We start from the raw sequence: 13,120 nt of genomic DNA, 5'->3' as shown, positions 1-13,120 counted from the left end.
GCGCGCGTCACGGCCTTCTCCAGGTGCGTCCGTCGCGGGCCAGCATCTCGTCGGCCTCCTTGGGACCCCAGGTGCCGGCCTGGTACTGGGAGGGCCGGTCGTGCGCGGCCCAGTAGTCCTCGATCGGGTCGAGGACCTCCCAGCCCAGCTCGACCTCCTCCAGCCGCGGGAACAGCGGCGCGTCGCCGAGCAGGACGTCCAGGATCAGCCGCTCGTAGGCCTCGGGCGAGGATTCGGTGAAGGCCTCGCCGTACTGGAAGTCCATCGTCACGTCGCGCACCTCCATCGAGGTGCCCGGGACCTTGGAGCCGAACCTGACCGTGATGCCCTCGTCCGGCTGGATCCGCATGACCAGGGCGTTCTGGCCGAGCTCCTCGGTCATCGTGGCGGTGAACGGCAGGTGCGGGGCGCGCTGGAAGACCACGGCGATCTCCGTCACGCGCCGCCCGAGCCGCTTGCCGGTGCGCAGGTAGAACGGCACCCCGGCCCAGCGGCGGGTGTCGATCTCCAGCTTGATCGCGGCGTAGGTGTCGGTGATCGAGTCCTGGGCGATCCCGTCCTCATCGAGGAAGCCGGTCACCTTCTCGCCGCCCTGCCAGCCGCGGGCGTACTGGCCGCGCACCGTGTGCGCGCCGAGGTCCTCGGGCAGCTGCACCGCGGAGAGCACCTTGACCTTCTCGGTGAAGATCGAGTCCGCGTCGAAGGAGGTGGGCTCCTCCATCGCGGTCAGCGCCATCAGCTGGAGCAGGTGGTTCTGGATCACGTCGCGGGCCGCGCCGATGCCGTCGTAGTAGCCCGCGCGGCCGCCGATGCCGATGTCCTCGGCCATGGTGATCTGCACGTGGTCGACGTAGTTGCGGTTCCAGATCGGCTCGAACATCTCGTTGGCGAAGCGCAGCGCCAGGATGTTCTGCACCGTCTCCTTGCCCAGGTAGTGGTCGATCCGGAAGACCGACCTGGGCGGGAAGACCTCGTTGACGACCCGGTTGAGCTCCTTGGCGCTGGCCAGGTCGTGCCCGAAGGGCTTCTCGATGATCACCCGGCGCCAGGTGCCCGGGCCGCCGTCGGCCAGGCCCGACTCCTTGAGCTGGCGCACCACCCCGGGGAAGAACTTCGGCGGCACCGACAGGTAGAAGGCGTGGTTGCCGTTGGTGCCGCGCAGCCGGTCCAGCTCGTCGATGGTGTCCTTGAGCTGGTTGAACGCGGCCTTGTCGCCGAACTCGCCGGGCACGAAGCGGAAGCCCTCGGCCAGCTGCTTCCACACCTCGTCGCGGAACGGGGTGCGCGCGTGCTCCTTGACCGCCTCGTAGACCACCTGGGCGAAGTCCTGGTGCTCCCAGTCCCGGCGGGCGAAGCCGACCAGGGCGAAGCCCGGGGGCAGCAGGCCGCGGTTGGCCAGGTCGTAGATGGCCGGCATCAGCTTCTTGCGGGACAGGTCCCCGGTCACCCCGAAGATCACCAGGCCGCACGGGCCGGCGATCCGGGGCAGCCGCCGGTCCTGGGCGTCGCGCAGCGGGTTGGACCAGTCGGTGCCCGCGTGCTCCTGCTGGTCCATCTGCCGGTGCGCTATCGACGGGTTGAAACCGTCCTTCGCGGACGCCGCCGCGACGCCGGGTGGGTTGGGGCTCACGCCGCGCTCTCCTTGGCCAGCTCCGACTGCACCGCGTCGTTCAGTTCCTTCCAGGACGCGTCGAACTTCTCCACGCCCTCGTCCTCGAGCACCTGGACCACGTCGTCGTACGAGATCCCGAGCGCCTCGAGGTCCGCGATGACCTTGTGGGACGCCTCGTACGTGCCGTGCACCGAGTCGCCGTTCGGCTCGCCGTGGTCGGCCTCCGCGTTGATCGTCGCCTCGGGCATGGTGTTCACGACACCGCGGACCACGAGGTCGTCGACATACATCGTGTCCTTGTACGCCGGGTCCTTCACGCCGGTCGAGGCCCACAGCGGCCGCTGCGGCTTGGCGCCCTTCGCGGCGAGTGTCTTCCACCGCTCCGAGCCGAAGACCTGCTCGTAGGCCTCGTAGGCGAGGCGGGCGTTGGCCACGGCGGCCTTGCCCAGCAGCGCGGCGGCCTCGGGGGTGCCGAGCTTCTTCAGCCGCTGGTCCACCTCGGTGTCCACGCGGGAGACGAAGAAGGACGCGACCGACGCCATCTTCGACAGGTCGTGGCCGTTGGCGTAGGCCTTCTCCATGCCGTCGAGGAACGCGTCCATCACGGCCTGGTACCGCCGCAGCGAGAAGATCAGCGTCACGTTCACACTCACGCCCGCGGCGAGGGTCGCGGAGATCGCGGGCAGTCCCTCGACGGTCGCCGGGATCTTGATGAAGATGTTCTCCCGGTCCACCAGCCACCACAACTGCTTGGCCTCGGCGATCGTCGCCGTGGTGTCGTGCGCCAGGCGCGGGTCCACCTCGATCGACACCCGGCCGTCCTGGCCCTGCGACGCGTCGTAGGCCGGGCGCAGGATGTCGGCCGCGGCGCGCACGTCGCGGGTGGTGATCATCCGCACCGCCTCGTCGACGGTGACCTTGCGCGCGGCCAGGTCGCGCAGCTGCTCGTTGTAGATCGCCGAGCCCGAGACCGCCTTCTGGAAGATCGTCGGGTTGGTCGTGATGCCGACGACCTGCTTGTCGGTCATCAGGCTGGCGAGGTTGCCGGAGGTGATCCGCTCCCGGCTCAGGTCGTCCAGCCAGATCGCCACACCGGCGTCTGAGAGCTTCTTCAGTCGTTCACTCATGGATTGTCATCTCCCCTGTGTGGCGAAGTTAATGAGACGCGGTGGCCTGAACCGCGGTGAGCGATTCCCGGGCGGCCGCCTCGACGGCCTCGGCGGTGATGCCGAACTCGCGGAAGATCGTCTTGTAGTCGGCGGAGGCGCCGTAGTGCTCGAGCGAGACGGTCCGCCCGGCGTCGCCGACGAAGCGGTACCAGGGCTGTGCGACGCCGGCCTCGACGGAGACGCGGGCCTTGACCGCCTTCGGCAGCACGGATTCCTTGTACTCGTCGTCTTGGGCGTCGAACCACTCGACACACGGCATCGACACCACCCGGGTCGGGATACCCGATTCCTCGAGCTTCTCCCGGGCCGCGACGGCCAGCTGCGCCTCGGAGCCGGTGCCGATGAGGATCACCTTCGGCGCCCCGTCGCTCGCCTCCGCCAGCACGTAGCCGCCGCGCTTGACGCCCTGCTGCGCCGACAGCGCCGCGCCGAGCGCCTCGTGGTCGAACACCGGGATGTTCTGCCGGGTCAGCGCGAGGCCGACCGGGCCGTCCTGCTCCAGCGCCGCCTTCCAGGCCGCGACCGCCTCGTTGGCGTCGGCCGGGCGCACGAAGGACAGGCCGGGGATCGCCCGCAGCGCGGCGTAGTGCTCGACCGGCTGGTGGGTCGGGCCGTCTTCGCCGAGGCCCACCGAGTCGTGGGTCCAGACGTAAGTCACCGGCAGGTGCATCAGCGACGCAAGGCGCACGGCCGGGCGCATGTAGTCGGAGAAGATCAGGAAGGTGCCGCCGAACGGGCGGGTGTTGCCGTGCAGGGTGATGCCGTTGAGGATCGAGCCCATCGCGTGCTCGCGGATGCCGAAGTGCAGGATCCGCCCGTACGGCGAGGAGCCGCCGAATTCGGGGGTCTCCTCGTGGTAGGACGGGAGGAACGACAGGCCGCCCTTGATGGTGGTGTTGTTCGACTCGGCCAGGTCCGCGGAGCCGCCCCAGAACTCCGGCAGCTGCTCGGCGATCGCCTGGATCGCGGCCTCGGAGGCCTTGCGGGTGGACAGGTCCTTGCCGGCCGGGAAGGCCGGGAGCTTCTCGTCCCAGCCGGCCGGCAGCTCGCGCCGGGAGATCCGGTCGAACTCGGCGGCCCGCTGCGGGTTGGCGGCGCGCCAGGCCTCGAAGGTCGTCTCCCACTCGGTGTGCGCGGCTTTGCCCCGGGCGCCGACCCGGCGGGCGTGCTCCAAGACCTCGTCGGCGATGTCGAAGTGCTTCTCCGGGTCGAAGCCGAGGACGACCTTGGTCGCCGCGACCTCGGCCTCGCCGAGCGCGGAGCCGTGCGCCTTGCCGGTGTTCTGGGCGTCGGGCGCGGGCCAGGCGATGATGGTGCGCAGCCGGATGATCGAGGGGCGGTCGGTCTCGGCCTCGGCGGCCAGGATCGCCCGGTGCAGCGCCTCGACGTCCTCGACGTAGCCGTTCGGCGTGATGAACTCGACCGCCTGGGTGTGCCAGCCGTATGCCTCGTACCGCTTGAGAACGTCTTCGGTGAACGCGACCTTGGTGTCGCCCTCGATGGAGATGTGGTTGTCGTCGTAGATGACGACGAGGTTGCCGAGCTTCTGGGTGCCGGCGATCGAGGACGCCTCGCTCGTGACGCCCTCCTCCAGGTCGCCGTCGGACGCGAAGGCGTAGATGTGGTGGTCGAAGGGCGAGGTGCCGGGCGCCGCGTCGGGGTCGAACAGGCCGCGCTCATACCGCGCCGCCATCGCCATGCCGACCGCGTTGGACAGGCCCTGGCCGAGCGGACCGGTGGTGGTCTCCACCCCGACGGTGTGTCCGTGCTCCGGGTGACCCGGCGTCAGCGAACCCCAGGTGCGGAAGGACTTGAGGTCGTCGAGGGTCAGGCCGTAGCCGGACAGGTACAGCTCGATGTACAGCGTCAGGCTGCTGTGGCCGGGGGAGAGCACGAAACGGTCCCGGCCGACCCACTTCGGGTCGGCCGGGTCGTGACGCAGATGCTTCTGGAAGAGGAGAAACGCAGCCGGGGCGAGCGACATCGCGGTGCCGGGGTGCCCGTTGCCGACCTTCTGCACCGCGTCCATCGCCAGGACGCGGATGGTGTCGACGGTGCGCTTGTCCAGTTCGGTCCACTCGAATGCGGAGGGCGTGCTCACGCGCGCGTCCTTTCATGGTGGTGAAGCGCCATCGCATCGGGGCGGACGGCGACGCTGCCTGGCCCGACCATTCGCCCTTCGGAATCGAGCAGGTGGGAGTGCCCCGCGCGGCGAAGCGTACGATTCTGTTATCTCACGGCCAACCCTACTCCTGAACCCACCCCTGAAGACGTGCGCGGCCCGGCCTGGTAGTCCGGACGGGTAGGCGTGACCTTCCGGGTAGCGACGTCGGACCTTGAGGGCAATTGTTTGCCGGACGGGGTTGCGAAAGCCCTTGCGGCGGTTCGCCCAGCCCCGGGCGCGGGCGCCGCGGAGCGGGGGTCTAGAGTCTTCAGTCGAATCCCATCGGGACGGGGCCTGTATGTATTGCGGCGTTCGTCCCGCCGTGCCGAGCATCGAGGTCTGCCCGTGACCGCAGTCGAGTCCCGTCCGGTGATGACCGCTCCGCCGCCGGCGGCACCCGCCGTCCCGGCGAGAGATGCGGCAGCCTCCGGCGAGGCGCTGTCAAGCGGGGCAGTGCGGGCACGAATCTCCCTGGCGGATTCCCTGCGCGCGTACGTGGCCCTGACCAAGCCGCGCATCATCGAGCTGTTGATCGTCACCACGATCCCGGTCATGTTCCTCGCGCAGCGCGGCGTGCCCTCGCTCTGGCTGGTCGTGGCGGTAACCGTCGGCGGATACCTTTCGGCGGGCAGCGCGAACGCGCTCAACTGCTGGGTGGACCGGGACATCGACGCCAAGATGCGCCGTACCCGCCGCCGCCCGCTGCCGAAGCATTCGGTGACGGCCCGTCAGACGGTCGTGTTCGGCCTGGCGCTCGGGGTGCTCTCGACGCTGTGGCTGGGGTTCGCGGTCAACTGGCTTTCCTCGCTGCTGGCGCTGGCCGCGAACGTGTTCTATGTAGTCGTCTATTCGATGATCCTCAAGCGCCGCACCTCCCAGAACATCGTCTGGGGCGGCATCGCGGGCTGTTTCCCCACGCTGATCGGCTGGACGTCGGTGACCGACCGGGTCGCGTGGCCGCCGCTGGTGCTGTTCGCGGTGGTGTTCCTGTGGACTCCGCCGCACACGTGGGCGCTGGCGATGCGGTACCGGGACGACTATGCGGCCGCGCAGGTGCCCATGCTTCCGGTCGTCGCGACCGAGCGGCACGTGACCTGGCAGATGACGCTCTACACCTGGGCGACGGTCCTGTGCTCGCTGGCGCTGTGGCCCGTCGCGCACACCGGCCCGGTCTACGCCGCGGGCGCAGCCCTGCTCGGCGCGGTGTTCCTGGTCGAGGCGCACCGGCTGCACTGGTCGGCACGCCGCGGTGTGACCGGTGTCGCGCTCAAGCCGATGCGGCTGTTCCACCTCTCGAACACTTACCTGGCGCTACTGTTCGTGTGCGCGGCGATCGATCCGCTCGTGCACTAAGCGGTCACCTCGTTCGATAGCTCGAAAAAGTCTGCCAGGGAGTCGGCCCCGTGGACCTGTTGCGCAACACCGTGCAGACCTACGCCTGGGGGTCGGCGACCGCGATCCCGGAGCTGTTGGGCGTCGGGAACCCGGATGGCGCGCCTCAGGCCGAGCTGTGGATGGGTGCGCACCCGTCCGCGCCGTCGAATGTTGTCCGCGGCGAGGGTGGGATGCCGCTCGACGCAGTGATCGCGGACGATCCGGTAGGAGAACTGGGCGCCGAGGTCGCCGGTCGCTTCGGTGGTCGGCTGCCGTTCCTGCTTAAGGTGCTGGCGGCGCAGAAGGCGCTGTCGATCCAGCTGCACCCGGACCGCGAGCAGGCGCAGGCCGGATTCGCGGCCGAGGAGGCGCGGGGCGTGCCGCGTAACGCGCGCGAGCGCGTCTATGTGGACGACTGGCCCAAGCCCGAGGTTCTGTGCGCACTGACCCCGTTCGAAGTGCTGGCCGGCCTTCGACCCGCGCCTCAGGCAGCGGACGTGCTCGACGGCCTCGGCGTCAAAGAGCTGAATGACCTCGTGCGCGCGCTGCGGTCGGACCCCGAACCGGCCACCGTCGGCAGGACGCTGGCGGTCGTGCTCGGCTGGCCCGAGGGACGCCTCCGCGACGAGCTCGTGCAGCGAGTACTCGAGGGGGCGGCGAAAGCGGCCGGGCGCGGCGGCGAGCACAAGGCCGCATACGAGGCGGTGGGCCGGATCGCCGCCGATCATCCGGGCGACGTCGGCGTGGTGTGCTCGCTGCTGATGAATCACGCGGTGGTCGAGCCGGGCCAGGCTTTGTTCATGGCGGCTGGGGGAGTGCACGCCTACATCCGCGGCACCGGCGTCGAGCTGATGGCGAACTCGGACAATGTGATCCGCGCCGGGCTCACGCCGAAGCACATCGACATCCCGGAGCTCATGCGGGTGCTGGACCCGGCCGTGCCGGTGCCTACCCTCACTGCGCGCCGCACCGGGCCGGGCGTGGAGGAGTTCGACACCCCGGTCCCCGAATTCCGCCTGCGGCGCCTGACTCCTGACGGCGCGTCGCTCGACGTGCCCGCGCCGGGCCTGCCGCGCATCCTGCTGTGCGTCGACGGCGAGGCCGAAGTGTCCGCGGACGGGCGGTCGCTCACGATCGGGCGCGGCCAGTCCTGCTATCTCTCGGCGCGTGACGTCGCTGCGACCGTGTCCGGAGACGCGCTGCTCTTCCTGGCCTCGCCCGGCGACTGACGTCGCGCCCGCTACACAGCGCCCACTACACAGCGACCGGGCGGCGCACGCGCATCGACGTGAGCACCCGCCAGGCCGCGATCCACGTCAGGCAGGCGCCGGTCATGTGCAGCAGCACCAGCCACGCCGGAAGCCCGGTGAAGTACTGCGTGTAGCCGAGGGCCGCCTGGGCGGCGAGCACCGCGAACAGGTCGCGGGTCGCCCGCAGCGTCGCGGCGGGGGCGTCGGTCGCCTTCAGCGCGAACCAGAGCGCGACGGTGAGTCCGACGACGATGAACACCAGGTCCGCGTGCGCCTGGGTGATGTCGACCGGGGCGAAGGGCAGGCGCTTGGTCGCGTCCGCCGAGCCGGAGTGTGGCCCCGAGCCGGTGACCAAGGTGCCGACGACCACCACGGCCCCGACCGCGCCGACCAGGGTCAGGCCGAGCCGGCCCAGCTCGCGGCGCACCAGCGGCTCGGCCGGGCCGTCGCCCTCGCGGCTGCGGGTCCACAGCACCCAGGAGATCGCGATCATCGCGGTGGAGACGGAGAAGTGGATCGCGACCCAGATGGGGGCCAGATCGGTGCGCACCGAGATCCCGCCGATCACCGCCTGCGCGACGACGCCGAAGAACAGCGCCCAGGACAGCTTGACCAGCATCGGGCGGCGGGGACGCTGCCGCATGGCGGCGATGATCGCGGCGCCGACCGCGGCGGTCACCGCGTAGGTCAGCATCCGGTTCGAGAATTCGATCACGCCGTGGAAGCCGAGGGAGGGCACCGGGACCAGCGAACCGGCGGTGCACTGCGGCCAGGTCGGGCAGCCGAGGCCGGAGTTGGTCAGGCGCACCGCGCCGCCGGTGATGACGATGACGGTGTTGGCGATCAGCGCGGCGAGGCAGGCGAGCGTGACCACGCGCGCGGAGGGTCGATTGCTCAGGCGCCCGACGAGGCCCCTGCGCCACCACGCGCCTGACGCGCCATCAGGCGACTGGTCGTCACCAGCGGGCCGGGGCGCGGGGACCCGCGTGTCGACTGGGTGCGCCGTCGTCTCGCTCACCGCTGTGCCACCCTCACTGCTGCCATTACTCCCACTTGAAGGCCTTAGCCGCGGCGGCGAGCGCGAGCACCGCCCACGCCGCCAGCACGCCCACGGGGGTCCACGGCATCGCCGAACCGTGGCTGAGCACGTCGCGAAGGCCCGTGGTCAGCGCCCCGACCGGCAGGTACTGGAGCGTCTCCTGCGCGCCGTGGCCGAACTTGTCCAGCGGCACGACCACCCCGCCGATCGCCATGAACACCAGGAAGACGAAGTTGGACACCGCCAGTGTCGCCTCCGCCCGCAGCGAGCCGGCCAGCAGCAGCGCGAGCCCGCTGAACGCGGCGGTGCCCAGCGCGACCAGGATCAGGACGGCGAGCGGCGAGCCGTGCGGGGACCAGCCGAGCGCGAGCGAGATCACGATGAGCAGGACCAGCTGCACGCACTCGACCGCGAGGATCGACAGCGCCTTGCCGACCATCAGCGCCCAGCGCGGCAGCGGGCTCGCGCCGAGCCGCTTGAGCACCCCGTAGCGGCGCTCGAAGCCGGTGGCGATCGCCTGGCTGGTGAACGCGGTGGACAGCACGGCCGCGCCGATGATCCCGGGCGCGAAGTAGTCGATCCGGCTCGAACCGGTGATGGTCCCGATCGGCTCGGCGGTGAACGCGACGAGCATCAGCGCCGGGATGACGATCGCGAGCAGCACCTGCTCGGCGTTGCGCAGCAGCAGCCGGGTCTCCAGCCGCGCCTGGGCCAGGATCATCCGGGACACCGGAGCGGGGCGCGGGTCCGGGGCGAAGGAGCCGGGAGCGCGCAGCGGGCCGGGCGGCGCGTCACGGCGGGCCGCGGTCACGGACTTCGCCGGCGTTCCGGAGGGTTTCCGGGCGGCCGCGCCGGGTTCGAAAGCATCGGGTTCGAAGGCACCGGGTTCGAAGATCGTGGTCACCGAAGGCCTCTTCCGGTGAGGTCCAGGAATACGTCCTCCAGGCTGCGCTGCTCGACGGCCAGGTTGCGCGGCATGATCCCGAGGCTCGCGCACCACGCGGTCGCCGCGGCGAGGGTGTCTGGGGTCACATGGCCCTCGATCCGGTAGGCGCCCGGCGCGTACTCGAGCGCCGTGCAGCCGGGGGCGACGGCGATCGACAGCGCGGTCAGATCCAGGCCGAGCGGGGCCTCGAAGCGGATTTGGTCGCCGGTGCCGTCCGCGCCGCTCCGGGTAGAGTTTGCCAGCTGCTGGGGGGTGTCGCAGGCGATTACCCGCCCGGCGTCCACGATGGCGACCATGTCGGCCAGCCGCTCCGCCTCATCCAGCAGGTGCGTGGTGAGCACGATCGTCACCCCGTCCGTCCGCAGCTGCTCGATCAGCTCCCAGGTGGCGTGGCGCGCCTGCACATCTAGGCCAGCGGTCGGCTCGTCGAGGAACACCAGCTCCGGCCGGCCGACCACGGCCAGCGCGAGGGAGAGTCGCTGCTGCTGGCCCCCGGACAGCCGCCGGAAGGGGGTCCGGCCGCAGGAGTCCAGGCCCAGCCGGTCGGCCAGCGCGTCCACGTCCAGCGGGTTCGCGTAGAGCGAGGCGACGTGCCGGAGCATCTCCTTCGCGCGGACCGCCTGGTAGATCCCGCCGGACTGGAGCATGACGCCGATCCGGGGGCGCAGCGCCGCCGCGTCGGCTACCGGGTCGAGTCCGAGCACGCGCACCGTGCCGCCGTCGGGAATGCGATATCCCTCACAGCACTCGAGCGTGGAGGTCTTGCCCGCGCCGTTGGGGCCGAGGACGGCGGTGAGCGAACCGGCCTCCACCGTCAGGTCGAGCCCTTGGACCGCGGTTTTGGCGCCGTATCGCTTCACCAGGCCGGAGATCTCGACGGCCGGTGATTGCGCTGCGTGCATGGTGCGAGTTTACGGTCCGCACACGGTCGCTCGGCGCGCGGGTCGGTGCCGAAGAGCAAGACGAACTTAGGCTGGAGAACTTAGGTAAGCCTTAGTTGTAGGCCGGGAACGAATAAGGCCACAATGGTGTTGTGAAAACCGTGGGTGTAGTGCGCGAGCAGGCAGCGGCGGAGCCGTCCGCCTGTTCCGAGCTGCCCGCACTCGCCCCCGAGGCGGCCGGGGAGGACCGGGTCGGCACCCGCAACCGGGTGGCCCGGTTGATCCTCGCCAACGGCGCGAGCACCGCCGCGGACCTCGCGGCCCGCCTGGGTCTGACTCCGGCCGGGGTGCGCCGCCACCTCGACGCCCTGCTGGCCGAGAACCTGATCGAGGCGCACGAGCAGCGAGTCTACGGGCACCGCGGCCGCGGGCGCCCGGCCAAGGTGTTCGCCCTCACCAGCGAGGGCCGCGCGGTCTTCCACCACGCATACGACGACATGGCGATCGACGCGCTGCGGTTCATCGAGCAGACCGGCGGAGACGAAGCGCTGGGCGCGTTCGCCCGGCGCCGCTTCTCCGGACTGGCCGACCGCTACGCCGCGACGCTTGCCGCCGCCGACCAGGCCGACCGGCCGCGCCTGCTCGCCGAAGCGCTGTCCGCCGACGGATACGCCGCCTCGCTGCGGGTGCCCGGCAGTGCCGACCGGCCTGCTGCGCGAGCCGCGTCCGGAACAGCTGTGTCCGAACCGAAGGCTGTATCCGAAGCAAAGCCTGCATCCGGAACAAAGCCTGTGTCCGGAAAGAATGCAGGACCCGGGGCGAAACTGGCCCTCGGCGAGCAGCTGTGCCAGCACCACTGCCCGGTCCAGCACGTGGCCGAGCGCTTCCCGCAGCTGTGCGAGGCGGAGACGCAGGTCTTCGCCGAACTGCTCGGCACGCACGTGCAGCGGCTCGCGACGATCGCCCACGGCGACGGGGTGTGCACCACCTTCATCCCGGCCGCCGCAGTCACGCCCAGCGCCACACCCACGGCCGGGCGTCCGGCGCCCACACCAGCACCATCTACGTCCGAAGGGGAATCAGCAGTATGACTACCACTCACCCCGAACTTGAGGGCCTGGGCCGGTACGAGTTCGGCTGGGCCGACCCGGACGTCGCCGGCGCCACAGCCAAGCGCGGCCTCAACGAGGCCGTGGTCCGGGACATCTCCGCTCTGAAGGACGAGCCGGAGTGGATGCTCCAGGCCCGGCTGAAGGCGCTGCGCCTGTTCGACCGCAAGCCCATGCCGAGCTGGGGCGCCGACCTGTCCGGCATCGACTTCGACAACATCAAGTACTTCGTGCGCTCCACCGAGCGCCAGGCGGCGTCCTGGGACGAGCTGCCCGCGGACATCAAGAACACCTACGACAAGCTGGGCATCCCCGAGGCCGAGAAGAACCGCCTGATCGCGGGCGTGGCGGCGCAGTACGAGAGCGAAGTGGTCTACCACCAGATCCGCGAGGACCTGGAGCAGAAGGGCGTGCTGTTCCTCGACACGGACACCGCGCTCAAGGAGCAGCCCGAGCTCTTCCGCGAGTACTTCGCCACGGTGATCCCGGCCGGGGACAACAAATTCTCCGCGCTCAACACCGCAGTCTGGTCCGGCGGCTCCTTCATCTACGTGCCGCCGGGCGTGCACGTGGACATCCCGCTTCAGGCCTACTTCCGGATCAACACCGAGAACATGGGCCAGTTTGAGCGGACCCTGATCATCGTCGAGGAAGGGGCGCAAGTCCATTACGTCGAGGGCTGCACGGCTCCGATGTACTCGAGCGAAAGCCTGCACTCTGCGGTGGTCGAGATCGTAGTAAAGAAGCACGGGCGCTGCCGGTATACGACCATCCAAAACTGGGCCAATAACATCTACAACCTCGTGACCAAGCGGGCCGTCGCCCATGAAGACGCCGTCATGGAATGGGTCGACGGCAACCTGGGCAGTAAGCTGACCATGAAATACCCGGCCGTCTACATGGTGGGCAAGGGCGCCCGAGGCGAGATCCTCTCGATCGCGTTCGCCGGCAAGGGGCAGCACCAGGACGCCGGCGGCAAGGTCGTCCACGCCGCTCCTTACACCAGCTCGCGGATCATCTCCAAGAGCATCAGCAAGAACGGCGGCCGCGCCAGCTACCGCGGACTCCTGAAGATCGCCGACGGCGCCAAGGGCTCGAAGTCGAACGTCGTCTGCGACGCCCTGATCCTCGACGCGAAGAGCCGGTCCGACACCTACCCCTACATCGAGATCGATGAGGACGACGTCAAGGTCGGCCACGAGGCCAGCGTCTCGAAGATCGGCGAGGAGCAGCTCTTCTACCTGATGAGCCGCGGCCTGAGCGAAGCCGAGGCATCGACCCTGATCGTCAGCGGCTTCATCGAGCCCCTGGTTAAGGAGCTGCCGATGGAGTACGCCGTCGAGATGAACAAGCTGATCCAGCTCCAGATGGAAGGCTCGGTGGGCTGACCCTCATGAGCAACCCGCGCCCGAGGCGAGCGATGGCAAAGAGCGTCTTGATACCGCGATCCCTTCCTCGAAGGGGTCGCGGAGATCAGGCCGCGCTTCGCCCGCTCGAAGTTGGGGGTTCAAATCCCCCCGACCCCTCTGGCGCGTAGCTCAATGGCAGAGCGGGCTCCTTATAAGAGCCTGACGAG

Annotated in this window: 10 protein-coding genes; 4 read left to right on the top strand and 6 right to left on the bottom strand. The window is 69.9% G+C overall.

The features are described from left to right. Positions 1 to 7: 7 nt before the first annotated feature. The 3 genes from zwf to tkt form a co-directional block, all read right to left on the bottom strand. A complete protein-coding gene (zwf, locus tag VGZ32_RS00050; protein ID WP_349263424.1) occupies positions 8 to 1,555 on the bottom strand; it encodes a glucose-6-phosphate dehydrogenase in 1,548 nt (515 codons plus the stop codon). A gap of 71 nt (positions 1,556 to 1,626) precedes the next feature. Continuing rightward, on the bottom strand, positions 1,627 to 2,739 hold the full coding sequence (gene tal / locus VGZ32_RS00045; protein WP_326883635.1) for a transaldolase: 1,113 nt from the start codon (positions 2,737 to 2,739) through the stop codon (positions 1,627 to 1,629). Positions 2,740 to 2,767: 28 nt separating this feature from the next. Beyond that, positions 2,768 to 4,882 carry a transketolase gene (gene tkt / locus VGZ32_RS00040; protein WP_326883634.1) on the bottom strand — a complete coding sequence of 705 codons (2,115 nt, stop codon included), beginning with the start codon at positions 4,880 to 4,882 and terminating at the stop codon, positions 2,768 to 2,770. A 435-nt stretch (positions 4,883 to 5,317) separates the two neighbouring features. On the opposite strand from tkt, the gene VGZ32_RS00035 reads away from it, so the two are divergent. Together VGZ32_RS00035 and manA are read left to right on the top strand one after the other, a co-directional pair. Next, positions 5,318 to 6,298, top strand: a complete 981-nt coding sequence (locus VGZ32_RS00035; RefSeq protein WP_414642428.1) for a heme o synthase — start codon at positions 5,318 to 5,320, stop codon at positions 6,296 to 6,298. Between the two features lie 50 nt (positions 6,299 to 6,348). After that, the gene (gene manA / locus VGZ32_RS00030; RefSeq protein ID WP_326883632.1) at positions 6,349 to 7,548 is read left to right on the top strand and encodes a mannose-6-phosphate isomerase, class I; all 1,200 of its coding nucleotides are present in this window, start codon (positions 6,349 to 6,351) and stop codon (positions 7,546 to 7,548) included. Between the two features lie 25 nt (positions 7,549 to 7,573). On the opposite strand, the gene VGZ32_RS00025 is transcribed toward manA, so the two are convergent. The 3 genes from VGZ32_RS00025 to VGZ32_RS00015 all read right to left on the bottom strand — a co-directional run bounded on the left by VGZ32_RS00025 (position 7,574) and on the right by VGZ32_RS00015 (position 10,456). Beyond that, the gene (locus tag VGZ32_RS00025; RefSeq protein ID WP_326883631.1) at positions 7,574 to 8,443 is read right to left on the bottom strand and encodes a COX15/CtaA family protein; all 870 of its coding nucleotides are present in this window, start codon (positions 8,441 to 8,443) and stop codon (positions 7,574 to 7,576) included. A gap of 169 nt (positions 8,444 to 8,612) precedes the next feature. Then, positions 8,613 to 9,329 carry an ABC transporter permease gene (locus VGZ32_RS00020; RefSeq protein WP_349263423.1) on the bottom strand — a complete coding sequence of 239 codons (717 nt, stop codon included), beginning with the start codon at positions 9,327 to 9,329 and terminating at the stop codon, positions 8,613 to 8,615. A 179-nt stretch (positions 9,330 to 9,508) separates the two neighbouring features. After that, the gene (locus tag VGZ32_RS00015; protein ID WP_326883629.1) at positions 9,509 to 10,456 is read right to left on the bottom strand and encodes an ABC transporter ATP-binding protein; all 948 of its coding nucleotides are present in this window, start codon (positions 10,454 to 10,456) and stop codon (positions 9,509 to 9,511) included. A 131-nt stretch (positions 10,457 to 10,587) separates the two neighbouring features. Between VGZ32_RS00015 and VGZ32_RS00010 the strand changes: the two genes are divergently transcribed. Next, complete coding sequence (locus tag VGZ32_RS00010) at positions 10,588 to 11,526, top strand: helix-turn-helix transcriptional regulator (protein ID WP_326883628.1); 939 nt, start codon at positions 10,588 to 10,590, stop codon at positions 11,524 to 11,526. Beyond that, entirely contained in the window at positions 11,523 to 12,932 is a 1,410-nt protein-coding gene (gene sufB / locus VGZ32_RS00005; protein WP_326883627.1) for a Fe-S cluster assembly protein SufB, read from the top strand. The genes VGZ32_RS00010 and sufB overlap by 4 nt, the downstream gene beginning before the upstream one ends. The last annotated feature ends 188 nt before the right edge of the window (positions 12,933 to 13,120 follow it).

This window comes from Actinocrinis sp. (genome assembly GCF_035938995.1).
Lineage (GTDB): Bacteria > Actinomycetota > Actinomycetes > Streptomycetales > Catenulisporaceae > DASZGI01.
This window is presented reverse-complemented; position numbering and strand designations above follow the sequence as displayed.